This is a genomic window from Roseibium aggregatum (assembly GCF_014692675.1).
GTDB classification, from domain to species: Bacteria; Pseudomonadota; Alphaproteobacteria; order Rhizobiales; family Stappiaceae; genus Roseibium; species Roseibium aggregatum_C.
On the sequence record NZ_JABFCZ010000001.1, the window covers coordinates 197,986 to 223,692 of the forward strand.

At 63.4% G+C, this 25,707-nt stretch carries 23 protein-coding genes; 5 read left to right on the forward strand and 18 right to left on the reverse strand.

The features are described from left to right. Positions 1-29 precede the first annotated feature (29 nt). From HK439_RS00710 to HK439_RS00730, 5 genes are all read right to left on the reverse strand, one after another. Positions 30-1,529 (reverse strand): phosphomannomutase/phosphoglucomutase, encoded by a 1,500-nt coding sequence (locus tag HK439_RS00710; RefSeq protein WP_190289440.1) that lies wholly within the window; start codon positions 1,527-1,529, stop codon positions 30-32. 104 nt (positions 1,530-1,633) lie between these two features. Next, the gene (locus HK439_RS00715; protein ID WP_190289441.1) at positions 1,634-2,146 is read right to left on the reverse strand and encodes a retropepsin-like aspartic protease family protein; all 513 of its coding nucleotides are present in this window, start codon (positions 2,144-2,146) and stop codon (positions 1,634-1,636) included. Positions 2,147-2,228: 82 nt separating this feature from the next. After that, positions 2,229-3,134 (reverse strand): ribokinase, encoded by a 906-nt coding sequence (locus HK439_RS00720; protein ID WP_190289442.1) that lies wholly within the window; start codon positions 3,132-3,134, stop codon positions 2,229-2,231. A gap of 14 nt (positions 3,135-3,148) precedes the next feature. Beyond that, the gene (gene upp, locus HK439_RS00725; RefSeq protein ID WP_190289443.1) at positions 3,149-3,778 is read right to left on the reverse strand and encodes a uracil phosphoribosyltransferase; all 630 of its coding nucleotides are present in this window, start codon (positions 3,776-3,778) and stop codon (positions 3,149-3,151) included. Positions 3,779-3,839: 61 nt separating this feature from the next. Continuing rightward, on the reverse strand, positions 3,840-5,099 hold the full coding sequence (locus tag HK439_RS00730) for a DUF1688 family protein (RefSeq protein ID WP_190289444.1): 1,260 nt from the start codon (positions 5,097-5,099) through the stop codon (positions 3,840-3,842). A 158-nt stretch (positions 5,100-5,257) separates the two neighbouring features. Here HK439_RS00730 and HK439_RS00735 point away from each other — a divergent pair, with 158 nt between their 5' ends. Then, entirely contained in the window at positions 5,258-6,541 is a 1,284-nt protein-coding gene (locus HK439_RS00735; RefSeq protein ID WP_190289445.1) for an MFS transporter, read from the forward strand. A gap of 12 nt (positions 6,542-6,553) precedes the next feature. Here HK439_RS00735 and HK439_RS00740 read toward each other — a convergent pair whose 3' ends face one another. The 13 genes from HK439_RS00740 to HK439_RS00800 all read right to left on the reverse strand — a co-directional run bounded on the left by HK439_RS00740 (position 6,554) and on the right by HK439_RS00800 (position 19,993). After that, the gene (locus HK439_RS00740) at positions 6,554-7,549 is read right to left on the reverse strand and encodes an adenosine deaminase (protein ID WP_190289446.1); all 996 of its coding nucleotides are present in this window, start codon (positions 7,547-7,549) and stop codon (positions 6,554-6,556) included. An 85-nt stretch (positions 7,550-7,634) separates the two neighbouring features. Further along, on the reverse strand, positions 7,635-8,507 hold the full coding sequence (locus HK439_RS00745; RefSeq protein ID WP_190289447.1) for a phytanoyl-CoA dioxygenase family protein: 873 nt from the start codon (positions 8,505-8,507) through the stop codon (positions 7,635-7,637). Between the two features lie 31 nt (positions 8,508-8,538). Then, on the reverse strand, positions 8,539-9,759 hold the full coding sequence (locus HK439_RS00750; protein ID WP_190289448.1) for a phosphopentomutase: 1,221 nt from the start codon (positions 9,757-9,759) through the stop codon (positions 8,539-8,541). A 76-nt stretch (positions 9,760-9,835) separates the two neighbouring features. Continuing rightward, a complete protein-coding gene (gene deoA / locus HK439_RS00755; protein ID WP_190289449.1) occupies positions 9,836-11,152 on the reverse strand; it encodes a thymidine phosphorylase in 1,317 nt (438 codons plus the stop codon). Positions 11,153-11,154: 2 nt separating this feature from the next. Continuing rightward, positions 11,155-11,934, reverse strand: a complete 780-nt coding sequence (gene deoC / locus HK439_RS00760; RefSeq protein WP_190289450.1) for a deoxyribose-phosphate aldolase — start codon at positions 11,932-11,934, stop codon at positions 11,155-11,157. Continuing rightward, the gene (locus tag HK439_RS00765; RefSeq protein ID WP_190289451.1) at positions 11,927-12,739 is read right to left on the reverse strand and encodes a purine-nucleoside phosphorylase; all 813 of its coding nucleotides are present in this window, start codon (positions 12,737-12,739) and stop codon (positions 11,927-11,929) included. The genes deoC and HK439_RS00765 overlap by 8 nt, the downstream gene beginning before the upstream one ends. A gap of 25 nt (positions 12,740-12,764) precedes the next feature. Next, positions 12,765-13,163, reverse strand: a complete 399-nt coding sequence (gene cdd, locus HK439_RS00770) for a cytidine deaminase (protein WP_190289452.1) — start codon at positions 13,161-13,163, stop codon at positions 12,765-12,767. Beyond that, complete coding sequence (locus tag HK439_RS00775) at positions 13,160-14,128, reverse strand: ABC transporter permease (protein ID WP_190289453.1); 969 nt, start codon at positions 14,126-14,128, stop codon at positions 13,160-13,162. The genes cdd and HK439_RS00775 overlap by 4 nt, the downstream gene beginning before the upstream one ends. Before the next feature lie 9 nt (positions 14,129-14,137). Next, positions 14,138-15,244: an ABC transporter permease gene (locus HK439_RS00780; RefSeq protein ID WP_190289454.1), complete on the reverse strand. Its 1,107-nt coding sequence runs from the start codon at positions 15,242-15,244 to the stop codon at positions 14,138-14,140. Continuing rightward, on the reverse strand, positions 15,241-16,773 hold the full coding sequence (locus tag HK439_RS00785; RefSeq protein WP_190289455.1) for an ABC transporter ATP-binding protein: 1,533 nt from the start codon (positions 16,771-16,773) through the stop codon (positions 15,241-15,243). Before HK439_RS00785 ends, HK439_RS00780 begins: the two co-directional genes overlap by 4 nt. A gap of 65 nt (positions 16,774-16,838) precedes the next feature. After that, complete coding sequence (locus HK439_RS00790; protein WP_190289456.1) at positions 16,839-17,837, reverse strand: BMP family lipoprotein; 999 nt, start codon at positions 17,835-17,837, stop codon at positions 16,839-16,841. 97 nt (positions 17,838-17,934) lie between these two features. Next, positions 17,935-18,933 (reverse strand): BMP family ABC transporter substrate-binding protein, encoded by a 999-nt coding sequence (locus tag HK439_RS00795; protein ID WP_328804057.1) that lies wholly within the window; start codon positions 18,931-18,933, stop codon positions 17,935-17,937. A 76-nt stretch (positions 18,934-19,009) separates the two neighbouring features. Further along, positions 19,010-19,993, reverse strand: a complete 984-nt coding sequence (locus tag HK439_RS00800) for a sugar-binding transcriptional regulator (RefSeq protein ID WP_190289457.1) — start codon at positions 19,991-19,993, stop codon at positions 19,010-19,012. A gap of 619 nt (positions 19,994-20,612) precedes the next feature. Between HK439_RS00800 and HK439_RS00805 the strand changes: the two genes are divergently transcribed. The 4 genes from HK439_RS00805 to hrpB all read left to right on the forward strand — a co-directional run bounded on the left by HK439_RS00805 (position 20,613) and on the right by hrpB (position 25,620). Further along, entirely contained in the window at positions 20,613-21,386 is a 774-nt protein-coding gene (locus tag HK439_RS00805) for a DUF1194 domain-containing protein (RefSeq protein WP_209011478.1), read from the forward strand. A gap of 284 nt (positions 21,387-21,670) precedes the next feature. Beyond that, entirely contained in the window at positions 21,671-22,102 is a 432-nt protein-coding gene (locus HK439_RS00810) for a methylglyoxal synthase (protein WP_190289458.1), read from the forward strand. After that, a complete protein-coding gene (gene glk / locus HK439_RS00815; RefSeq protein ID WP_419247565.1) occupies positions 22,099-23,139 on the forward strand; it encodes a glucokinase in 1,041 nt (346 codons plus the stop codon). Before HK439_RS00810 ends, glk begins: the two co-directional genes overlap by 4 nt. A 9-nt stretch (positions 23,140-23,148) precedes the next feature. Continuing rightward, a complete protein-coding gene (gene hrpB, locus HK439_RS00820; RefSeq protein WP_190289459.1) occupies positions 23,149-25,620 on the forward strand; it encodes an ATP-dependent helicase HrpB in 2,472 nt (823 codons plus the stop codon). Positions 25,621-25,707: the final 87 nt, after the last annotated feature.

Sequence of the window (25,707 nt, forward strand, 5' to 3'; positions counted from 1 at the left end):
CCCCTTTTTTCAATTCAGAGTTCGAAACCTCAAAGCGTCTGATTGTATTCGCCGACTTCCGGGTTTTCGCGCAGGACAGTGTCGACCGCCTTGAACATGGCGTGCAGGCGTTCTTCCGACGCCGGACTTTCGATCACGACCACCAGTTCCGGCTTGTTGGACGAGGCGCGCACCAGGCCCCAGGTGCCGTCGTCGGTGACGACGCGCACGCCGTTGACGGTGATCAGGTCGGTGATCGGACGGCCGGCGATGGTTTCGCCTTTTTCCTTCATGTCCTTGAACCGGGCGACGACGCGGTCGACGACGTCGTATTTGATCTCGTCGTCGCAATGGGGCGACATGGTGGGAGAGCCCCAGGTCTTGGGCAGGTCGCGGCGCAGGTCCGCCATGGTCTTGTCCGGGTTGCGGTCGAGCATGTCGAGGATCGCGATTGCCGAGACGAGACCGTCGTCATAGCCCCGGCCGATCGGCGCGTTGAAGAAATAGTGGCCGGATTTCTCGAAGCCGACGATGGCGCCCAGTTCGGTGACCCGGCGCTTGATGTAGGAATGCCCGGTCTTGAAGTAGTCGGTCGTCGCACCGTTGGCCTTGAGCACCGGATCGGTGTTGAACAGCCCGGTCGACTTGACGTCGACGACGAACTTGCTGTTCGGATGAAGGGCCGAAATATCCCGGGCGAGCATGACGCCGACCTTGTCGGCGAAGATCTCCTCGCCCTCGTTGTCGACGACGCCGCAGCGGTCGCCGTCGCCGTCGAAGCCGAGGCCGACTTCCGCACCGGTTTCCAGAACCTTGTCGCGCAGGGCATGAAGCATCTTCATGTCCTCCGGGTTCGGATTGTAGCGCGGGAAGGTGAAGTCGAGTTCCGTATCGAGCGGGATCACATCGGCGCCGAGCGCTTCCAGGATGCGCGGCGCGAAGGCGCCGGCGGTGCCGTTGCCGCAGGCGGCCACGACCTTGATCGGGCGTTTCAGTTTCGGCCGGTCGGTCAGGTCGTTGAAATAGACCTCCGGGAAATTTTCCACGAAGCGGTAGCTGCCGCCGCCCTTCAGGTCGAAGGCGGCCTCGAGCACGATCTCCTTCAACCGGCCCATTTCGTCCGGACCGAAGGTCAGCGGGCGGTTGATGCCCATCTTGACGCCGGTCCAGCCGTTGTCGTTGTGCGAGGCGGTGATCATGGCAACGGCCGGCACGTCGAGCGCGAACTGGGCGAAATAGGCCATCGGCGACAGGGCGAGGCCGATGTCATGCACATTGATGCCGGCGGCCAGCAGACCGTTGATGACGGCCATCTTGATGGATGCGGAATAGCTGCGGAAGTCATGGCCGACGACGATGTCCGGCCGGACGCCGCGCTCATGCATCAGGGTGCCGATGCCCATGCCGAGCGCCTGCATGCCCATCAGGTTGATTTCCTTCTCGAACAACCAGCGGGCATCGTATTCGCGGAAACCGGTCGGCTTCACCATCGGGCGGGATTCATACTCGTACGTATTCGGCTTCAGCAAAGCCACGGGCTTGGGCAACATGGAATGAACCTCTCTCAGGGGCAATTGTCTCGGTGGGCAATCGGCTGTGCAATGGTTGGATAGAAAATGAATGTGTCCGGATTCAGCAGGTTAGGCTCCCTACCCTACTGCTCAAGGATAAGGGTATCATTGGAAATATGAAACCGCTCCAGTCTGCCTAAAGCCGACATTCCCAGCAAGGGCGTTGTAAGCAGTCCGTCTTCAAGAACCATCACGTCGACATCCTTCAACCGGATCGGACCGAGGCGCAGTTCGCGTAGGGTTGCGGCCGCCGCCTTGGCAATCCCGTTCGCGGTTTTCACCGGCTTCTTATAATCGGAAGGTTGCAGAAATATGCCAATGTCCCGGGCAATGCCTTCAGGCAGGGCAATGGCGGAGGCGCCGGTATCGACCAGCATGGTGACATCCCGGCCGTTCAGACGTGCCTCGGTGACATACTGACCGTTGCGGGCCATGGGAATTTCGAATGTCCTCGATCCGGTGTCGGCATCTTCGCCAAGGGCTACTTCCGCTACCTGTTCCGGCTCGGACTGTCCGGCGCGCCAGTTTTCCATGAGCTTCGGCGCCAGCGGGACGACGGCCAGCAAAAACAGAACGAACAAGACGTAACGCCACATGGGATCTCACCAGGTTTCCGGAGCCGGTTTCATCCGGCGGCGGAGATCCTAGCGAATTGTTCTTATCATCCGGTGAAGGGCTCTATTGAGCTTTCAGCGTATCGGCAAGCATCGCAATTTCCCGGGCTTCGGGCGCGCTCGACTGGGCGCCGGTCGCCGCGCAGGCAAGGCTTCCCGCGGCAATCGCCTCGCAGAGTGCGCGTCCCAGGGGCGCGTTCCGGTCGAGCGCCGCGGCCAGCGCACCGCAAAAGGCATCGCCCGCGCCGGTGGTGTCCCTCACCTCGACCTTCGGCGGCCGGATCCGGAAAAGTTCGTCTCCCCGTCCGGCGAGCACGCCGTCCGAACCCAGCGTTACTGCAACAAGGCGGTCACCCGTTGCCAGGGCCTCCACGAAACCGGCCGGTTCGCCGGGCAAATCCAGAAAGGCGCCGATGGCCTCCGCCTCGCCTTCATTGACAACCAGCACGTCGACCTCGCGCGCAAGTCCGGCATAGGCCTTGTCCGGGATCGGGGCCGGGTTCAAGAAGATACGTGCGCCCGCGGCGTGCGCGGCTTCGATCGCTATCGTGACTTCGGGTCCGGGAACCTCGCCCTGCATCATCAGGATTTCGCCCGGATGAAGCGCGTCCTTAAGCCACGAGGCGCTCACCCGCTTGTTGGTGCCGCTTGCCACCATGATCTGGTTCTGGCCCGACGGATCCACGCCGATGAAGGCAAGGCCTGTGGTTCCGTCGAGCGCCCGCACACCGCTCAGGTCGACACCCGCGGCGCGAAGATTGGCAAGCGCCAGGTCTGCGAAGGGATCGCGGCCGACGGCGCCGATCATCCGCACCTCCGCGCCGGCCCGGCGGGCGGCAAGCGCCTGGTTGGCGCCCTTGCCGCCGGGAAAGGTCTGGTGATCCGGCCCGCTGACCGTTTCCCCCGGCCGCGGCAGCCGCGGCAGGGCGACGACGAAATCGAGGTTGATGGAGCCGAAGGACGTGATCACCGAAGCATCTCGGCCTATTTGGTGCCGTACATCCGGTCGCCGGCGTCACCCAGACCCGGCACGATATAGCCGTGGCTGTTCAGGCGCTCGTCGATGGCCGCCGTATAGATCGGCACATCCGGATGCGCCTCGATGAATTTCGCGACCCCTTCCGGAGCCGCCAGCAGACAGACGAAGCGCAGGTTGTTGGCGCCCCGGTCCTTCAGCCGCTGAACCGCGGCTATCGCCGAATTGGCGGTCGCCAGCATCGGGTCGACGACGATCACGAGGCGGGCGTCGAGATCTTCCGGCGCCTTGAAATAATATTCGACAGGCTTGAGGGTTTCGGGATCGCGGTAGAGGCCGATGTGGGCGACGCGTGCGGACGGCACCAGTTCCAGCATGCCTTCCAGCAGGCCGTTGCCGGCGCGCAGGATGGAGGCGAAGACGAGTTTCTTGCCGGCAAGTGTGGGCGCCTGCATTTCGGCAAGCGGCGTCTCGATGGTCTGCATGACCAGCGGCAGGTCGCGCGTCACCTCGTAGCAGAGCAGGACCGAGATTTCCCGCAACAGCCTGCGGAAGCCCTGTGTCGATGTGCCCTTGTCGCGCATGATGGAGAGTTTGTGCTGGACCAGCGGGTGATCGACGACATGGGCTTTGGACATATCGGTCTCTTTCTTTTTCGACCCGGAAACCGGGAAATCTCGTTTTCAGAATTCATTCGAGCTATGCACCGAATGGCAGCCAATTGACACCCCCGGCGGCCAGGATTCGGGCGATTTTTCGGTAGAATTCCCCGTTTTTAAGCAGGACTTCCCGCCCTGCAGGGATGGTTCCGCCCTCCATGATACAGGTCAGCGGTAGCGCGCCCTCAGGCGCATCGAGTTCCTGACGCAAGGTCGTGGCCAGCCGGTCGATGAGAGCAATGGTCAGGGCCCTGAGTTCAATGGCCAGGTCGAGGGCTGCGGGTCCGTCCGGCTCCGCATCCGGCGCGCCCTTGAACGTCAGGACGCCGGTGTCCAGAAACAGGGCCGCGTGCTCCAGATTTGCCAGGCCCGTGAGGCCGTCGAGCCCGGCGACCTCGACGCCGACCCAGGCGAAAGGCTCCACCAGCGCATAGGCCATTTCCTGGGCCGGCAAGTGGAAGGGAACGATGCCGGGGGCATCCAGATCCTGCAGAAGGGTCGAATGATGCCAGGCATCGCCGAGGGTGACGTCATCCAACTGGGCGCCGCCCTGCCACATGGGAGACAGTCCGTCGAGGAGGGCCTCCAGCAGCGCGGTCAGTTCGACAGGCGCGTTTGCGCTGTCGGCAAAGAACCGGTCGACGACATACCCCGGGCGGGTTGCCCCATCGACCTCGAACAGGTCCGGCCTGAGACCTGTCGCCTCCCCCAGCCGTCTCAAGAGCTCCGTTACCGAAAGGATCATCTCGCCGTCCCGGTTCCTGTCCAGTTGCAGGCCCCAGGCGATCTCGTCTTCTTCCAGACGGATCAGGGCATGGGCATCGGCCCGCAACGGATCGGCCGGATCGGCGGAAAAGGAGCCGGCCGCGAACATGGACAGGACACCGACTGCCAGCCCCTCACGGCCTGAAAACGTTTCACCAGTCATGGCATCGTTCAGCGCCCAGCCGTCACGGACGGGAACGGACAGGACATGGCTGAGGATCGCCAGATCGGCGGCCGCACGCAGAAACGCTTCCGGCGTGTCGAAGCCGCGCGCGCCGGCAAGCGCCGACCAGCGGTCATGACCGCCGGCTTCGAACGCGCGCCAGCAGCCGAAGGGCGGGATCTGGAAATCGGGATAGCCGGTCTCGATGGCGGCAACCGTCCGCGCGACCACCTCGGGCAGTTTCCCAAGATCGACAGCGACATGGGCAAGGCTTCCGGCCTGCGCGGCTTCGAAAACAGCTTCCGCCCGCTCCCGCACCGCGCGCGCTGTCAGGAGCCTGTCAGCCTTGGAAGAGTTTGAAGATGCGGTCACGTTCGCTCCGATACAATGCGCCGCCGGATCTCGAACTGAGGCGGGAAAACGGTGGTTGATGGGCACGCAGGCGGTTGCAGATTGCGCCACATCTGTTTGTAATTTGACAGTTCTGATCGACCTTATTTCACAGGCCTCCGCATCCGGCAAAGGAAACCATGTCAACGGTCATCTCAATCGCCGCCCTTCTCGCCGGCTCCGCCCTGTTGCTTCTGGCCGGCGGGCTTCACGGTCTGCTGCTTCCCGTCCGGGGGCTGGCGGAAGGATTTACCGACGGCGATCTCGGTATGCTCGGCGCCGGATGGGCGCTCGGCTACATGGCCGGCTGCATCACCGTTCCGGTCATCGTGAAACGGGTCGGCCACATCCGCACCTTCGGCGCGCTGTCCTCGCTCGGCGCTATCACGATGCTTCTGAACCTCCTGTTCATGGAGCCGATCACCTGGATCGTCCTGCGCGCCATTTCCGGTTTCTGCTTCGCGGGCGCGGCCATGATCGTGGAAAGCTGGCTCAACGAACGGGCCTCGAACGAGACCCGGGGCCGGATCTTCGGCATCTACACGATGATCAACCTGGGGGCGACCACCGCCGGGCAGATGCTGCTCACCCTTGGCAACCCGAACGGCTTCGTCTTCTTCGTCGTCGGCTCGATCATCTATTCGCTCGCCCTCCTGCCGACGGCGCTTTCAACCGCGGCAAGCCCGACGCCGCTGACCCAGGCGAAGCTGGACCCGAAACTGCTGTGGCGGAATTCGCCGATCGCCGTGGTCGCGGTTTTTCTGGTCGGGATTTCCAACGGCGCCTTCGGCACGCTCGGCGCGGTCTACGGCCGTCGGATCGGCATGGAGGTGTCCAATATCGCGGTCATGATGTCCCTGGCGCTTCTTGCCGGCGCGCTCATTCAGATCCCGGTCGGTTATGCATCAGACCGCATGGACCGGCGCAAGGTGCTCGTTGCCATGGCGATCATGGCCATGGGTTTCGGCACCAGCCTGTCCTTTTTCGGCGGGGGCAACCCTGTCCTGACGATCGCCCTTATCACCCTGTTCGGCGGCACGGTCTATTCCATGTATCCGGTGATCGTCGCTCATGCGAGCGACCATGCGGACCCGGGCGATTTCCTGAAAACTAGCGGCGGGCTCTTGCTGATTTTCGGCACCGGGACCATGGCCGGTCCATTGCTTGCCGCGGCTCTCATGAGTGCGACCCATCCTGGTGCCCTGTTCCAGGTCACCGCCAGCGCGCACCTGCTCATGGTCCTGTTCGCCATCTGGCGCATCTGGCAGCGCGCGCCGATGGATACGGAGGACAAGACCGAATTCGTACCTGTGATCGCGACCGGGCGTTACAGCACGCCGGAATCGGTCGCCCTCGACCCGCGCGCGGAGCCGGAGGAATTCGAGGAGGAAGACGTCTCACCGCTGGACAAGACTGACGACTAACCGAACCGCCGGTTATGCGTGTTTGGCGCTTTCCAGGCGGACGAGCAGGCGCTGGCGCGTGCCGTCGTCGCAAAACGCCGCCTCGATGGCCGTGCGGGTGATGTCGAGCTGATCCTCGAGGCTCCAGCCGAAGGTCTTGGCGACGGAGGTATATTCCTTGCCGAGCGTGGTGTTGAAAAACGGCGGATCGTCGGAATTGAGCGTCAGGCGGACCCCTGCCCGGCGCAGCAGATTGACCGGGTGGAAGCGCAGGACGGAATAGACCCCGAGGGCCATGTTCGATCCGGGACAGACTTCCAGGACCACCCGCTCATCGGCGAGACGCCTGACCAGGTTCTCGTCCTCGATCGCCCGTACCCCGTGGCCGATCCGCTTGACCCGCAGGAATTCCAGGGCGGCAATCACGCTGTCCGGACCGCCGAATTCGCCTGCATGGGCGGTGATCCCGAGACCGGCTTCGGCAGCCATTCGGAACGCCTTGGCGAAATTCGCCGGATGGCCCTCGCGCTCGTCGCCCGCCAGCCCGAACCCGGTGACGAGCGGATGCGGATTTCCGATGACCTCGCGGACCACCCTCTCGACCGAGGCGGAGCCGAAATGACGGACGCCGATGGCGATCATGCGGCCCTCGATGCCGGTGTCGGCCTTCGCCCGCTCGATGCCGGCTGCAAGGCCCTCGACATAGGAGCGGTAGGAGAGACCAGCGGCCTGGGCATGATCGGGCGAAATGAAAACCTCGCCGTAGATGGCGCCCTCGGCGGCGAGCATACGAAAGTAAGTCTCGGTCAAAAGGCTGTAGTCGGCGGGCGTCTTGAACACCGAGCTCGCCAGATCATAGGCCTTCAGAAAGGTCGTGAAGTCGGACCAGATGTATTTGCCGTTCTGGTCGATGATCGGCGAAACGTCGATGCCCTTCTGCTCCGCCAGTCGGCGCACCAGAGACGGCGTTGCGGCCCCCTCGATGTGGCAGTGAAGTTCGGCCTTCGGCACGGTCTGATAGGATGTCATGCGCTGTAGCCGGCCATCTCGGGTTTTGCTTCCGGTGAATCTACCAAGGGTCTTACAGGAGTGTGACCGGCTTCGACAAGCGGGATCAGAAACCCCGCATCGGTTTGTCCGGCGCGCGCATCAGCCAGTTGTCCGCCGACCACACGGCTTCGCCATCCACCATGTGCACCGCGTAGGCGTGACGCGAGCGCGGCGAGCGGTTGGGGGCGGATTTATGCGGGACCTTGCCGTGCAGGATCACCAGGGTTCCCTTGGGCGCGATCAGGGGCGCATGGCGGTCCTCGTCCTCGAACGGGGTGTCGTCCAGCTTTTCCATGACAAGGCCGTCGCCGTCATAATGGAAGCGCGAGCGCAGCGGGCCGAGATGCCCGCCGGGGACGCCGTATAGCCCCCCGTTGGTTTCGTCCGCATCCTCGAGCGCGAACCAGAAGCCGGTGCAGGTCAGGGGCTCGGTATGGAGGAAGGTGCTGTCCTGATGGCAGTTCACCTCGCCGCCGATATGGGGCGGCTTGAAGATATACATGGACTGGGCCAGCAGCGGTGACGCCAGCCCCAGATCCCTGGCGGTCCGTTCCATCTTTTCATCGCGGGTGAAGGCTTCGAAGACCGGGTCCTCGTCATGCAGCGCGTGACCGACCTTGTTCAGCGCCTCGTGCTTGTCCCTGACAAGCTTGCCGTCCGCATCGAAGGCTTCCTGTTCGAAGAAGAAGCGGACCTTGTCGCCGCTTTCGCGAAAGTAGGAATCCCGGGCATGGCTCTGCGCCCCGGTCTCGAACACCGACGCAATGTCCTCCGGATCGAAGGCGTCGATGAGTGCGGTCATGCGCTCCCTCAGGGCATCGCATTCGCCCGCGGTCTTGTAGCCACGCAGGATCAGAAAGCCGTCCTGTGCGTAGGCCTCCTTCATTTCCTGCGTCAGGTGACCGTCTTCGGTTGCCTCGAAGCTGCGTGCCTGCATGATGTCCTCCAATAGTTTCGAAAAAACCGCTTCAAATAAAACTGGTGCCGTGTTTCCCCGGCGCTATGTGCAAATGTTTTGCGAGCGTTTCGCCGATATCCGCATAGGTCCGGCGTCCGCCGATACCCCGCCCGGCAATGCCCGGACCGGTCCCGATGACGGGTATATGTTCGCGCGTATGATCCGTCCCCCGCCAGGTGGGGTCGCAGCCGTGATCGGCCGTCAGGATCAAAAGGTCGCCGTCACGCATGCGCCTTACCATTTCCGGCAGCCTCTTGTCGAAACTTTCCAGCGCCGCGGCATAGCCCGGAACATCCCGGCGGTGGCCGTAAAGGGAATCGAAGTCGATGAAATTGGCAAAGACGAGATCGCCGTCGGCGGCCAGATCCATGGCCTCGAGCGTCCTGTCGAAAAGCTCGTCGTTGCCCGCCCCTTTCAGGACTTTCGAAACCCCCTGATGGGCGAAAATATCGGAGATCTTGCCGATTCCGAACACCGTCCGCCCCTCCTTGCTCAGCCGGTCTAACAGGGTCGGCTCGGGAGGCAGGACGGAATAATCGCGCCGATTGGCGGTGCGTGTGAAATCGGCCGCGCTTTCGCCAATGAAGGGCCGGGCGATAACCCGGCCGATGTTGTAGGCGTCGGCAATCCCTCGGGTGATCTCGCACAGCCGGTAGAGACGGTCCAGGCCGAAATGGGTCTCATGGGCTGCTATCTGGATGACGGAATCGGCCGATGTGTAGAAGATCGGCTTGCCGGTGCGGATATGCTCCTCGCCCAGTTCCTCGATGATCACCGTGCCCGAAGCATGGCTATTGCCGAGAATGCCGGGAATGTCGGATTGCTCCAGCACGGCTGCAATCAGCTCGTCCGGGAAGCTCGGCACCGTATCGGGAAAATAGCCCCAGTCGAAACGCACCGGCACGCCGGCGATTTCCCAGTGGCCGGAGGGCGTGTCCTTGCCGTTGGAGGTTTCCGCTGCGTAGCCCCACAGGCCTTCCGGGTCGCCTGAAAAATCCAGTCCCGGCGCCGCAGTACCGTTGGAGAGCAGCGACGCGGCCCCGAGACCCAGACGGTCCATATTCGGCAGCTTCAACAGGCCGGAGCGCAGACCTTTCCTGTCGCCCTTGCCGACCGCGCAGGCCTCGGCGATGTGACCGAGCGTATCGGAGCCCGCATCGCCGAAACGTTCGGCGTCCTCCGCACCGCCAATTCCGAAACTGTCCAGAACGCACAGAATTGCACGAGGCATTTTCGTTTCCTTTGTTATTGCCGGCATCGACTGCCGGTTCTTCGCGGCGGCCTGTTCCCGGCCGTTTCGCAATTCGTTACGGCGCGATGCGCTCCACCACGGTCGGCCGGTCTTCCACATCGAGCGCTTCACCGATCCGGTAGGCGCGGCGCAAGGCAATCGCCGCCCGTTCGGCGTCGGCCTCGCTCTTCGCATGGACAATGGCGATCGGCGCATCCGCGTCGACCCGGTTGCCGATCCCGGCAAGGCTCGTCAGTCCGACGGACGGATCGATGACATCGGCAGCCGTCCGCCGCCCGCCGCCCAGTTCGACGACGGCGATGCCGACGGCGCGGGCATCGATCGCAGTCACAACTCCCTCATGCTCGGCATAGACCGGCGCTTCCACCGGCGCCCTGGCCAGATAGAGTTCCGGCTTTTCCATGAAATCGGCCGGGCCGCCAAGGGCGCTGACCATTTTGCCGAAGACTTCCGCAGCCTGACCGCTTTCAAACGCGTGGCGCATCCTGTCGGCACCGGCTTCCGCGCTGGCAGCCAGTCCGCCGGTCGCCAGAAGTTCCCCGCCCTGGGCCACGGTGACGTCCCAGAGACGATTGTCGATGGCATCGCCCTTGAGAAAATCGACGGCGTTCTGGACTTCGACCGCATTGCCGGCGGCGGACGCCAGCGGCTCGTTCATATCGGTGATCAGGGCGGTCGTCTTCAGCCCGGCGCCGTTGGCGACCAGAACCAGGCTCTCGGCCAGCGCACGCGCGTCATCGAGGCCCGCCATGAAGGCGCCGGTTCCCCATTTGACGTCGAGCACCAGGCCCTGCAGACCGGCGGCAAGCTTCTTCGACAGGATCGAGGCGGTAATCAGGTCGAGGCTTTCCACCGTCGCGGTCACATCTCGGATCGCGTAAAAGCGCTTGTCGGCGGGCGCCAGATTGCCGGTCTGGCCGATGACGGCACAGCCGACCTCGCGGACCACCTTCTTGAACAGGGCGTTGTCCGGTTGGGTCTTGTAACCGGGAATGGCGTCGAACTTGTCCAGCGTTCCGCCGGTGTGGCCAAGGCCCCGGCCGGAGATCATCGGTACGGCTGCGCCGCAGGCGGCAAGGGCGGGTGCGAGCATCAGCGAGACATTGTCGCCGACGCCGCCGGTGGAATGCTTGTCCAGGATCGGCTTATCGATCTCCGACCAGTCCAGCACATTGCCGCTGTCGCGCATGGCGAGCGTCAGCGCGATCCGTTCATTGACCGCCAGGCCCTTGAAGAACACCGCCATGGCAAGCGACGCGACCTGGCCCTCGGTGACGGAGCCATCGGCAAGGCCTTCGACGAAGAACCGGATTTCCGCATCGTCCAGTGTGCCGCCATCGCGCTTCTTTCGGATCAGTTCCTGCGCCAGCATGATCAGTACCCGTCGTTCGCCTCGATCTCGCCGCCCTCGAGGGTGGCGATCAGGGCGTCCAGAAGACCGCTTGCACCGAAGCGGAAGGTGGAGGCCGAGACCCAGTTCGGGCCCATGATCCGGTCGGCCAGCGCCAGATATCCGACGGCGTCCTCCAGGCTGCGGATCCCGCCCGCGGCCTTGAAGCCGACGGTCCTTTCGTGGTCGCGCCGGGCCTCCTCGATCGCCGTCAGCATGACCTCGGCTGCTTCCAGGGTGGCATTGACCGGCACCTTGCCCGTCGATGTCTTGATGAAATCGGCCCCGGCGCCGATGGCGATTTCCGATGCCAGGTGGATCAGCAGGGGATCGGCAAGCTCGCCGGTTTCCAGGATGACCTTCAGGAGCGCGGGCTCGGGCACGGCGGCGCGGACGCGGATAATCTGCTCTTCGGTAAAGCCCTTGCGGCCGTCCATGAACGAGCGGTACGGTATGACCATATCGATCTCGTCTGCGCCGTCGGCAATGGCCTTTTCCGTTTCCGCGACGACGGCCTCGGTGTCGGTCCCGCCTTCCGGGAAGTTGACGACGGTGGCGACCTTGACGCCGGTGCCTTTCAGTTCGCCAACGGCCTGGGCAACGAATTTCGGCCAGATGCAGACCGCTGCGACCGAGCCGTATTCCGTCACGGCGCGCTGGGTGAGCGCGAAAATGTCGGCTGCCGTGCAATCGTCATTCAGGTTCGTCAGATCGAGAAGGCCCAGGGCCCGTCTTGCATTATCAGTGGCCGAAAGGTCAGCCATGTCCAATCTCCTTCACAAAAGCTCTGACGAGTTCCTTCATACGCGCCATGCCCGTCTGCGCGACACTCTTCGTCTGGTCGTGGGACAGCGCCTGCGCCTGAAGGCCTGCACCGTAGTTGGTGATGATCGACAGGGCGGCAACCCGCATCCCCAGAAATCGGGCCAGGATCACTTCCGGAACGGTGGACATGCCCACTGCGTCCGCGCCCAGCATCTTCGCCATGCGGATTTCGGCGGGCGTCTCGAAGGACGGACCGGAGAACCACATGTAGACGCCTTCCGCCAGCGGAGCGCCGGTTTCCTGTGCCACCTTTTTCATGACGCCGCGCAGCTCCGGATCGTAGGCCGTACTCATGTCGAGGAACCGTTTCTCGTCCTCTTCGCCAATCAGCGGGTTCTTGCCCGACCAGTTGATGTGATCGGAAATCAGCATCGGGTTTCCGGGCGCCACGTCCTCGCGCAGGGACCCGGCCGCATTGGTCGCCAGCAGAATGTCGCAGCCGAGGTCCTTGAGCGTTTCCACCGGCGTGCGCATCACCGTCGGATCGCCGCTTTCATAGTAATGGGCGCGACCGGACAGGATCACGACCGGAACGCCGGACAGGGTGCCGGCCACCAGTTCGCTGGAATGGGACGTGACGGTCGACACCGGAAACTCGGTCAGGTGGGAATAGGGAATGCGAACGGCATCCTCCACCTCTTCGGCAAGCGAGCCCAGGCCCGAGCCGAGGATCATGCCGATGCGATAGGAGCCCGGACGGGCGGCGCGGACGATCTCCGCGCATTCATGACCAAATCCGCTCATGACGGATCAATCCCTTTCTGCAAGTTCAATCGCGATTGCCGTGGAGCTCGAAACCGGCCGGCAGTAACTCCGCCACGGTAAAACTCTGCTTAATGCCGTCGAGCCCGGCGATGTGAACGCTCACATCCGGAGCGGAAAATTCCTTCAGCTTCTGACGGCACCCGCCGCAGGGCGTGCAAAGGGCCGCGTCGCCGATCACCACCACTTCGCCGATGCGCGTCTCGCCTGCCAGAACCATGGCGGCGATGGCGCCGGCCTCGGCACAGGTTCCTTCCGGATAGGCGGCGTTTTCCACGTTGCAGCCGGTAAAGACCCGGCCGCGTGCCGCTCGGATCGCGGCGCCCACCTTGAAATTCGAATAAGGCGCATAGGCGTTCTCGCGGGCCGCCTTCGCCGCTTCGAACAAGTCTTCGAGCCCGCTCATGTGCGCTCCTTCAGATAGGGAATGCCCGACGCCTTCGGCGGGATCGCCTTGCCGATGAAGCCCGCAAGCAGGATCACGGTCAGGATATAGGGCAGAGCCTGGAAGAACTGGACCGGAACTTCACCGATCCCGGGAATCTTCTGCCCCTGCAGACGGATCGCCACCGCGTCGAGGAAGCCGAACAGCAGGCAGGCGAACATGGCGTTTGCCGGACGCCACTTGGCAAAGATCAGGGCCGCGAGCGCAATGAAGCCCTTGCCCGCGGTCATGTCCTTGATGAAGCCGGAAGACTGGGCGATCGACAGGTAGCTGCCGGCGATACCGGTCAGGATACCGCAGGCGATCACCGCCCGGTAGCGCAGCCAGACGACCGATATACCTGCCGTGTCGACCGCCGCCGGATTTTCGCCAACGGCTCTCAGACGCAGGCCGAAGCGGGTGCGGAACAGGATCCACCAGGTCACGGGAACGGCGAGGAAGGCGACATAGACCAGAATGTTGTGGCCGGACAGAAGCTCGTAGTAGATCTCGCCCACCACCGGAATGTCCCGGGCCTGTTCGGCGTAAGGCAGCGTGATATCGCCGAACCGGCCGCCTTGCGGCAGCGGCGGTGTGCGTCCGCCCTGGCGGAACCAGGTCTGGCCGAGAAGGGCCGTCAGGCCGGCGGCCAGGAAGTTGATGGCCACGCCGGAAACGATCTGGTTGCCCCGGTTTGTGATGGAGGCAAAGCCGTGCACCAGTGCCAGGGCGATGGCGACCGCGATCCCGGCCAGCAACCCGAGCCAGGCGTTGCCGGTCACATAGCCGACCGCGCCGGCGCCGAAGGCCGCGCCGAGCATCTTGCCTTCCAGACCGATGTCGACCACGCCGGAGCGCTCCGAATAAAGCCCTGCCAGACAGGCCAGCAGTAGCGGCGTGGACAGGCGGACGGTGGAGTCCAGAATGAGGATCAGGGCGTCGAACATGGTGGTCTCCTACCCTGCCTGCTCTGCCGGAGACCGGCTGTAGGTGAAGAACTGGATCAGCGCCGGGCGGAACATGTGCTCCAGGGCGCCGGCGAACAGGATCACCAGCCCCTGGATCACGATGATCATGTCGCGGGTGATCGCCGGTTTTTCAAACGAGAGCTCCGCGCCGCCCTGATAGAGCATGCCGAACAGGATGGCGGCGAGCACGATGCCGACCGGATGGGCCCGACCCATCAGCGCGACGGCAATACCGACGAAACCGTAGCCGGTGACGAATTCCAGGAGCAGCCGGTGCTGCGATCCCATGATCTCGTTGATGGCCATCATTCCGGCCAGGCCGCCGGAAATCAGCATGGTAATGACGATGACCCGGACCGGCGAAATCCCCGCATAGACAGCGGCGGTCGCATTTGCCCCGAAGGCGCGGATCTCGTAGCCAAGGCGCGTGCGCCAGACGATCAGCCAGACGGCGACCGATGCCAGCAGTGCAATGATCAGGGCGAGGTTCACGGGCGCGGTGCCGAAATCGATGCCGGGCACGAATTCCTTCAGGAAGGGCAGCTTGCCGCCCGCCTCGAAGGTGCGCGTTTCCGGCTGCATGGAGCCGGGCTTCACCATGATGTTGACCAGCAGATAGTTCATCAGCGCGGCGGCGATGAAATTGAACATGATCGTGGTGATGACCACATGGCTGCCGCGTTTCGCCTGCAGCCAGGCCGGAATGAAGGCCCAGGCCGCGCCCATGATTGCAGCACCTGCAAGGGCAAAGGGCATGGTCACCCACCAGGGCACGTAATGGTCCAGCGCCAGGCAGGCCCAGGCGACGCCCAGCCCGCCGATATAGGCCTGTCCCTCGCCGCCGATATTGAACAGGCCGGCATGAAAGGCCACGGCCACGGCAAGGCCGGTGAAGATGAAATTGGTAGCGTAAAAAAGGGTGAAGCCGACCCCCTCACCGAAGCCGAGCGAGCCCCAGAGCAGGATCCTGACGGCTTCGAGCGGGTTTTCGCCGATCAGCAGCACCACCAGCCCCGACACCAGGAAGGCGGCGATCAGGTTCAGGACCGGGATCAGGCCGAAGTCGACCCAGCGTGGCAACTGTCCCGAGCTCATGCGTTTTCTCCGTGTGCGCCGGCCATCAGGAGGCCAAGCTCGCTTTCATCCGTTTCGGGAGAGCGTTCGCCGACGATCTTACCGTCGAACATGACCAGCACCCGGTCGGCAAGACCGCGGATCTCGTCGAGTTCCACCGACACCAGCAGGACGCCCTTGCCCGCATCGCGCATCTCGATCAGGCGCTTGTGAATGAACTCGATGGCGCCGATATCGACACCGCGGGTCGGCTGGCCGACCAGAAGCACGGTCGGATCGCGCTCCATCTCGCGTGCAAGCACGATCTTCTGCTGATTGCCGCCGGAGAAATTGGCGGTCTTCAGAAGACAGTCCGGCGGGCGGATGTCGTATTTCTCGATCTCCTCGCGGGCCGCATCCCGGATCTTCGGGATGTCGAGCAGGAAGCCTTTCGAATAAGTCGGGTCGTTGTGGTAGCCGAGGATGGCGTTTTCATATTCGGCAAAACCGGTCACCAGACCCATGCGGTGCCGGTCCTCCGGCACATGGCCGAGGTTCCAGTCGCGCATCATGGCCGGATCGACGTGGGTTTCGGCGAGATCGATCGTCGCGCCTTCGATCGTGACCTTGCCCGAGGTCGCCTTGCGGATCCCGGCCAGCGTTTCCAGGAGTTCCGACTGGCCGTTGCCGGAGACCCCGGCAATGCCGACGATCTCGCCGGCGCGGACGTTGAAGGAGACGTCCTTGACGACCTGTACGCCGCGGCTGTCGGTGACGGTCAGATGAGAAACGTCCAGAACCGTTTCCTTCGGGTGGGCCGGCTTCTTGTCGACCCTGAGCAGCACGCTGCGGCCGACCATGAGTTCGGCCAGTTCCGCCATGGAAGTCTCCGACGTCTTGCGCGTCGCCACCATCTCGCCCCTGCGCATGACGGAGACCGTGTCAGTGACCGCCATGATTTCCCTGAGCTTGTGGGTGATCAGGAGGACGGTCTTGCCCTCGTCTTTGAGCACCTGCAGGATCCTGAACAGGTGATCGGCCTCCGCCGGTGTCAGCACCCCGGTCGGCTCGTCGAGAATGAGGATTTCGGCGCCGCGGAACAGGGCCTTCAGGATTTCCACCCGCTGCTGCAGACCGACCGGAAGATCCTCGATCAGCTCGTCCACCCCGACCTTGAGGCCGTAATCGTCTTCCAGGCGCTTCAGCTCCTGGCGCGCCTTGGACACACCGCCGGCAAGCAGCGGGCCGCCTTCGGCTCCAAGGATCACGTTTTCCAGAACGGTGAAATTGTCGACCAGCATGAAGTGCTGGTGGACCATGCCGATCCCTAACGAAATCGCGGTCTTGGAATCGCCGATATGGGCTTTCCTGCCGTCGACCAGAACGTCGCCCTTGTCGGCCTGGTAGAAGCCGTAGAGGATCGACATGAGCGTCGACTTGCCGGCGCCGTTTTCGCCGACGATGCCGTGGATCGAGCCTTTCTTGACGACAAGGTCGATGTCCCGGTTCGCATGGACAGGGCCGAAGCTCTTGTTGATGTTGCGAAGTTCGATTGCGGGCGTGTCGCTCATGCCCGGCTCCGGCAGCGCTTTATAGCTCGTGTTCTTGTCATTTCGCCCAATCCGGTTTGGCAGCCTTACGGCTGCGGGCATGCCCCGTCTGTCAGAATGTCGTGCACCTTGATCTTGCCCGTCGAAATCCCGGTAACCGCGGCATCGGCGGCGGCGATCATTTCCTGCGTCACCAGGCTCTTGTTGTTGTCGTCCAGAACCCAGTCCATGCCGCCGTCGGCCAAGCCGAGGACACGGACACCGGGCTTGAAGTCGCCGTCACGGGCGGTCTTGAAACTGTCGTAGACGGCATTGTCGACCCGCTTGCGGATCGAGGTCAGCACATGGCCCGGGTGCAGGCCGTTCTGGTTGGAGTCGGTGCCGATCCCCAGCACGCCTGCATCCGCCACGGCCTGCAGAACCCCGATGCCGGTGCCGCCCGCCGCCTGGATGATGACGTCGGCTCCGCGGCCGATCTGGCTGCGGGCCAGTTCCGCGCCCCGGGCCGGATCGGCAAAGGCCGCCGGCGTCGTGCCGGCCATGTTGTAGAGAACCTTGATGTCCGGATCGACCGAGTGCGCGCCGAGCTGATAGCCGCACAGGAAACGGCGGATGATCGGGATATCCATGCCGCCGACAAAGCCGACCGTGCCTGTCTTGCTGGCCATCGCCGCCAGAAGGCCGGCGATATAGGCGCCCTCGTTTTCCTTGAAGACGTAGGAGGCCACGTTCGGCGCATCGACGACCATGTCGACGATGGCAAAGGACGTGTCGGGAAATTCCTTCGCGGCCTGGGTGACGGACGAGGCCTGGTTGAAACCGATGGCCACGACCGGCTCATTGCCGCGGCTGGCGAAATTGCGCAGAGCCTGGAGACTTTGCGCATCCCGTTCCAGCTCGAACTCGCGGACCTTGGTCTTGAAGTCGTTCTCGAACCGCTGAACGCCCGCATAGGCGCTTTCGTTGAAAGATCCGTCGAATTTTCCGCCGACCGAATAGACGATCGCCGGATCCGCGACGGCGGCAGTGCCGGCAAGGATCAGGGCGCCGAAACCGGCCAGTGTCTTCGCAAACAGATTTTTCATGAAAAAGCTCCCGCTCCCGGCGCATCGATTGTTGATATTTTCAATAAACGATGACCGCCGCATCCGGGTCAATTCGGATGCGGCGGAAATGCGGGGATCAGAACGGGCAGTTCTGGTCGGCCATGTAATCATGGACCTGGATCGTGCCGGCGATGATATCGGCGGTGGCCTTGTCGACCGATGCCTTCATTTCCGGGGTGATAAGCTTCTCGTTGTTTTCGTCGAGCGCCCAGCCGATGCCGCCTTCGGCAAGACCCAGCACCTGGACGCCGGAGGTCCAGGCGTCGTTCTTGGCGTCTTCGAAGGCCTTGTAGACGGCCACGTCGACGCGCTTCAGCATGGAGGTCAGCACGGAGCCCGGATGCAGGCCGTTCTGGTTGCTGTCCACACCGATGCCGAGCTTGCCGGCGTCTGCGGCTGCCTGAAGGACACCGATCCCGGTGCCGCCGGCGGCGTGATAGACGACGTCGGCGCCGCGGTCGAACTGGGACTTGGCGAGTTCGCCGCCCTTGACCGGGTCGTTCCAGGCCGCGCCGGTGGTGCCGGTCATGTTTTCAAAGACTTCCGCGTCCGGATTGGCAGCGAGCACACCCTGCTTGTAGCCGCAGGCAAACCTGCGGATCAGCGGAATGTCCATGCCGCCGACGAAGCCGACCTTGCCGGTCTTGGAGGCTTCGGCCGCCAGCATGCCGACGATGTAGGAACCTTCCTGCTCCTTGAACACGATGGAGCGCACGTTCGGCAGATCGACGACCATGTCGACGATGGCAAACTGTGTGTCCGGGAATTCCTTGGCGACCTTTTCGATGGCGTTGGCCTGCGAGAAGCCGATCGCGACGATCGGGCTCTGGCCGCGCTTTGCGAAATTCCGCAGCGCCTGCTCACGCTGGGCATCGTTCTGGATTTCGAAATCGCGGTATTCGACGCCCGTGTCCGCCTTGAACTTCTCGGCGCCGTTGAAGGCGCCTTCGTTGAACGACTTGTCGAACTTTCCGCCGAGGTCGTACAGGACGGCCGGCTTGATATCCGCCGCCATGACAGCGGATGAAAACGCCATACCAGCCAGTGCGGCTGTAATCGTCAGGAGCTTTTTCACTTTACATGTCCTCCGACATTCCGGACCGCCCCTTCGGCGGACCCTTCGTTGACTTCCCCTCTCGGCCCGGACCGCGTCATGCGGAGCGGGCCAGCTGCAGTCCGATCTTGTCGCTCAAGGCCCTTGCCAGGGTCTCGTCGGCAACCAGATCGGTAATCACACCGGCACGCAGGGCCGCAAGGGCCGCATCCACCTTGCTCTCGCCGCCTGCCAGCGCAATAAGCCGCGCCCCCTTCACCTCGTTGAAATGGAGACCGACCGCGCAGTCGCCGAGAGAGACGGGAGCAATCTTTCCATCGATCGTCAGGAACCGGCCCATCAGATCGCTGACGGCGCCGCTGTCCATGAGATCGGCCTGTTCTTCCTTCGAAATCATGCCGCGCTGGATCAGATGACCTTCGTTCTCGACCGATCCGATGCCGACGATGAAGACGTCGGACCCGCGCGCACGGTCCATCAGGTTCTGGACACTGCGCTGGCCGAGGAACATGTCCTTCTCGTCGCGGCTTTCGGCAAAATAGGGAACCGGCAGGTAGTAGCCTTCGCCGCCGGTACGCTCCTGCATGCGCTGGACCACGTCGAACGGGTTGGCCGCAAGCGTGCGGGTCAGGGAGCCGGAGATGGAGATAATCTCGAGGTCGGGCCGGTTGACCTTGGGCATGGCCTCCACGGCCGCCTTTATGGTCCGGCCCATGCCGACACCGATGCGGCGGACCGTATTCGACGAGACGACATCGGACAGCACATGGGCCGCTGAAACCGCAACCGCGCGGATCGCGCCTTCCATGTCACCGCTGCCGAGATCGGGCGCAATGGTGCAGCTGTTCAGATTGAATTCGCCTGCAATGCGTTCTTCCAGTTCAAGGCATTCGAGCGGACGGCCTTCGATCTGGAACTTCACGAACCCGGCCTTCTGGGCATGGGCGATCAGGCGGTGCACCTTCGCCGGGGACATGCCCAGCTGCTTGGCGATTTCCCCCTGCGTGCGGCCGCCGACAAAGGACAACCAGGCTGCCCGGATCGCCAGGTAGTCCGTCCAATCGTCCTCGCGCGCCTGCATTTGAAGATCGCCCCCCTGTCCCTATCTGGTAATCAGGCCCTATCTCGCAATCAGGCCCCCTCGCGTCATCAGGCAGCCCGAAAGGAACCGGATTGCCGCCTGCCTCAAAAAGGCCGAGTGAAAAATTATTCACTCAATGCGAATTTCTTCAAGACTGCCTGTGGAACGCGCCTGCGTCAAGCTAAGAAATCGTAAATATTTTGAGCAAATGCCGTTTTTTTCATCACAAAATCTAGTCGGAAGGCAATTGTTCCAAGATAGGCAATTTTTGCCCACCTTACGCAGCGGCGAAGCCAAACCCGGCAATTTTTTCCTTGTTTGTAGGCAAATGATGCTTACCTGTGGGTAATGCGCACTTTGTGCACTTTTAATTTTGCCAGTTAAATCAGAATCCGGCAGCCTTGGCACAGCTATTGCACCGTTTATCTGGTTCGACAGCTAAGTGATTCTCGCGGATATCCGCGATTTTCACGATGATCGACGCACGAAAAACAAATCCATTGAACCGACTAGGGAGATCCATTGGAAACAGCGTGAGGTAAAAAGGAGAAAATCTATGCCTCTCAGAATGTGCAAAAACCCCATCGCGTCTGCCGGAAGTTTCTTCCTGGCGGCATTCATGACGGCCACCTGCGCGATTGCAGGCACCGCAAATGCGCCAAAAGGCGCTTTTCAGTTCGAGGCGTACGACCCTAACAAGGAAGTCGATGTCGAACTGGTCCTGGCCGTCGATATTTCTCAATCCATGGACACTGACGAGCAGGAGGTCCAGCGGGCAGGCTATGTCGCCGCGCTGACGTCCGCCGATTTTCTGGAAGCGATCAAGATCGGCCCCATCGGGCGGATCGCGGTCACCTATCTGGAATGGGGCGGCGTTGACGAGCACTTTGTCGTAGCCGACTGGACGGTTATCCAGGATCAGCAAAGCGCAGCAGCCTTTGCCACCATGATCGCCGAAGCCCCCCTGCGCCAGGTTCAACGGACATCCATTGCCTCGGCATTGCACAAGTCCGTCGAAATGGTTCAGACCAATGCGTATTCAGGTCTGCGTCAGGTGATCGACATTTCCGGTGACGGACCGAACAACCAGGGCGGTTCAGTTACGGAAGTGCGCGATCAGACAGTGGCAACGGGTGTCACAATCAACGGCCTGCCGTTGATGATGAAGGCGAACCAGAATTCCTGGCAGGCCATGCTTCAGCTCGATCACTATTACGAAGACTGCGTGATCGGCGGCCCGGGTTCCTTCGCCATTCCGGTACGTTCCAAGGAAGGCTTCGCGGACGCCATCCGTATGAAGCTGGTGATGGAAGTTGCCGGGGCCACGTTCGGAGATCCGCTTGTGAAACGGGTTGCCGGGCGCGAACCGATCCGCTGCGGCCTGTTCGACTAAAGGGTTTCGCCTGAAAGGTCAGGGCACGCGCCCTCGGCCGAACGAACCTCGCTGGAAGGTTCCTTGCGCTGACAAGCGAATGCGATGGCTTGTGCCTCTGCCAGGCATCCGCAGGTCATCGTCGCAAATTCCCTGTCCGCCACGACCTGCAGCGTGGTGCGGAAGCCGTTTCCTGCAGCCCATCCTCAGACCTTCCAACAGGTCTTTTCCTGCTTCCTTTGCGCTCCTCCCGCCATAACGGTACATCTGTTGCATTCAAAACGCCGATGTCCGGAGACGTAATCATGGCTAATCGACCCATCCTGGCTCTCGTGGCCCATGACGCCAAGAAGGATGCGATGGTGGAATTCGCCAGACGCAATCGGGACAAGCTGGCCGACTTCCGCCTCGTGGCGACCGGCACCACCGGCGGCCGGATCGCCGAAGCCTGCCCGGAACTCGACATTACCCCGTTCAAGAGCGGGCCGCTCGGAGGCGACCAGCAGATCGGGGCAATGATTGCCGACGGCAACCTTCACGGCCTGATCTTTTTCGTCGACCCGCTGACGCCCATGCCCCACGACGTGGATGTCAAGGCGCTGATGCGGCTTGCGCTTGTCTACGACTTGCCCATGGCGCTCAATTTGTCGACGGCGGAAATTCTGCTTCGTTCCGCCCGCCTGACCGGTCTAAAAACAACCTCAACAACGCCCGAGATCGATCTTTTCCGTTCATGAAAATGTCCCTGCCGTCCGCCACGTCCTTTGCCTTTCCCGTTCTCGTCGCCGATATCGGCGGCACGAATGCGCGCTTTGCCCTGGTCGACCACGCGCAAGCGGAAACGGACCTGCTCGCATCGGCGGCCACCGCGGACCATCCCGATATCGCTTCGGCGATCAAGGCCGCGCTTTCAAAGACCTCCAAGGCGGCGCCGCGGACAGCCATCGTTGCGGTCGCAGGTCCGGTGACCGGCAACCGGATCCCGCTGACGAACGCGGACTGGGTCATCGAACCGCTGAAGATGATTGCCGAGCTTGGGCTCGACGATGTCATCATCCTGAATGATTTCGAGGCGCAGGCGCTCGCCCTGCCGGGACTGACAGACGATGCCCTGGAACAGATCGGCAGCGGCACGGCGCGGCCGAACACCACGAAATTCGTGCTCGGACCGGGTACCGGTCTGGGGGCGGCCGCCATGATTCATGCCGCCGACACCTGGATCCCGGTCCCCGGCGAGGGCGGACATGTGGAACTGGGCCCGGTGAGTGCCGAAGACTACCTGATCTGGCCCCATATCGAGCGCCTTGGCGGGCGGATCGGCGCCGAGCAGGCCCTGAGCGGTACCGGCCTGCCCCGGCTGGCCAGGGCGGTCGCCGCGTCCATGTCCATGGAACGGGACTTCGCCTCAGCCGCCGATATCACCGAAGCCGCCGATGCCGGAGACACTGTCGCAGTGAAGACGCTGGAAGTCTTTGCAAGCGGCCTCGGCCGCGTGGCCGGCGACTTTGCCCTGTCGCTGCTGGCCCGGGGCGGTGTCTATATTACCGGCGGCGTCACGCCCTATATCGCGCGGTTTCTCACCAGCGGCGCCTTCAGGACGTCATTCGAAGCCAAGGCGCCGCATGAGGCTCTGGTCGGATCGATCCCGACCTTCATCGTCCGTCATGCCAATCCGGCGCTCGAAGGGCTGGCCGCCTTTGCCCGCACGCCGCATCGCTTCGCCGTCGACATGGGCGGGCGGCGCTGGCGTGCAAAAGCGCAGGCCTCCGCCTGACACTCACCGATGGCTAAAACCAGATCCTTCGCCACGCCCCTGCCCGTCGACGGCGTCCTGCCGCAATTGCTCGACGCATTGGAGGAAAGTCCGAATGCCGTCCTCGTCGCCGAACCCGGCGCCGGCAAGACAACGCGCGTTCCGCTTGCCCTTCTCGATGCCCCGTGGCGGGGTGACGGCAAGATCCTTGTGCTGGAGCCGCGCCGGCTTGCCGCGCGCGCGGCCGCCCGGCGGATGGCTTCGGAACTCGGAGAGTCGGTCGGCGAAACCGTCGGCTACCGGGTGCGCATGGAAACGAAGGTCAGCGCCAGGACACGGATCGAGGTCATCACCGAAGGGGTGTTCACCCGCCTGATCCTCGATGACCCGGAACTGTCCGGCGTTGCCGCAGTTCTTTTCGACGAATTCCACGAACGGTCTCTTGATGGCTACCTGGGGCTGGCGCTGGCGCTCGATGTGCAAGGCGCGCTGCGCGAGCACCTGAGGCTGCTGCCCATGTCGGCAACCCTCGATGCGGCGGCCGTCGCAGGCCTTCTGGGCGATGCCCCGGTCATCGAAAGCAAGGGCCGGAGTTTTCCGGTAGAAACCCGCTATCTCGGCCGCAAGGCGGAAGAGCGGATCGAACCGCAGGTCGCCCGCGCCGTGCGCCAGGCCCTCGGCGAGGAGACCGGTTCGATCCTGGTGTTCCTGCCCGGCCAGGGAGAGATCCGCCGCACCGCGGAGATGCTCGGCGACAAGCTGCCCGCAGGCTGCCTGTTGGCGCCGCTTTACGGCGCGCTCGATGCAAAGGCGCAGGATCTGGCGATCCGCCCTGCCCCGGCCGGCACGCGCAAGATCGTGTTGGCCAGCGCCATCGCCCAGACATCTCTCACCATCGAGGGCGTGCGTGTCGTCATCGACAGCGGCCTGTCCCGAGTGCCCAGATACGAGCCCCAGACCGGGCTGACGAGGCTGGAGACCGTGCGTGTGTCGCGTGCTTCCGCCGACCAGCGGCGCGGCCGTGCCGGACGAACCGAACCCGGCGTCTGTTACCGGCTCTGGGACGAGGCGCAGACCGTCTCCCTTGCCGCATCGGAAGCACCGGAAATCCTCGAGGCCGATCTGTCGGGCCTTGCGCTCGATCTGGCAGCCTGGGGAACGATGGATCCGGGGCAGCTTAAATTCCTCGATCCGCCTCCGGCCGCAGCCTGGTCCGAGGCTACGCAACTGCTCAAGGCGCTCCATGCACTCGACGACAACGGGCACCTGACCGACCAGGGCAAGGCGCTCGCCCGGCTGCCCCTGCAGCCGCGGCTGGCCCATATGCTCGACCGCGCCGCATCCCGGGGCGAGGGCCTGACCGCGGCAATGATTGCAGCACTCCTCTCCGAGCCCGGACTTGGCGGACCGGATCCAGATCTCAGGGTCCGGCTGCGGCGCCTCAGGGACGACAAAAGCCCGCGTGCGCGGGATACCCGTCTGCTGGCGGAACGCTGGCACAAGCTGGCCGGCGGATCGGACAAACGAATAGAACCGGAGGACGCCGGCGTTCTGCTTGCCAACGCCTATCCCGACCGGGTCGCCCAGGCGCGCGGCCAGCGCGGCCGGTTCCGGCTTGCAAACGGCCGCGGAGCGGAACTGCCGGAAGAGCATCCGCTGGCGGGCGAACCGTTCCTGACTATCGCCGATATCCAGGGGAAGGCCGCCAGCGGCCGGATCATGCTGTGCGCGCCGATCACGAAGGCAGAGATCGAAGAGCTGTTTACCGAGGACATCGTCGAGGAAGACGAGGTCCGCATCGAGAAGGAAGGCGCTCTGAGGGCCCGGCGCGTGCGTCGCTACGGGGCCGTCGAGCTCGAGACCAGGCAGATCAGCACCCCCGACCCGGAAGCGGTTACCCGTGCCCTGCTCGGTGAGGTACTCCGGCGCGGGGTTAGCCGCCTGCCCTGGACCAAGGACCAGCTGCGCCTGCGCGCCCGTATCGGCTACCTGCGCGCCAACGGCGAGAGTGATCTGCCGGATCTGTCTGACGACGCGCTGGCAAATACGCTCGACGACTGGCTCGGTCCGTTTCTCGCCGGCAAGACCAGCGTTTCGGCCATTGATGCCGCCTGTCTCGGCGATGCGCTGGCGGCCCTGCTTCCGTTCGATGCCGCCTCCCGGCTCGACCGGCTGGCGCCGTCCCATTTCACCGCGCCGACGGGCAGCAAGGTGCCGATCGACTATGGCGGCGAAACCGGACCCGCGATATCCATCCGTGTGCAGGAACTCTTCGGCCTCGACCGCCACCCTTCAGTCTGCAACGGCCGGATTCCGCTGACGCTGGAGCTTCTGTCCCCCGCCCAGCGCCCGATCCAGATCACGCGGGACCTCCCCGGCTTCTGGGCCGGATCCTGGGCCGATGTGAAGGCGGAGATGAAGGGCCGCTATCCGAAGCACCCCTGGCCGGACGATCCGACCTCGGCCGAGGCGACCCGCAGGGCCAAGCCGAGGGGCACATGAGGGGGCATTCGGGGTCGAGCGCACCAGCAACGTTACGCAATCATATCTGACTGCATTGATGCTCTTCCGTCGTGGAGAATTGCCCGG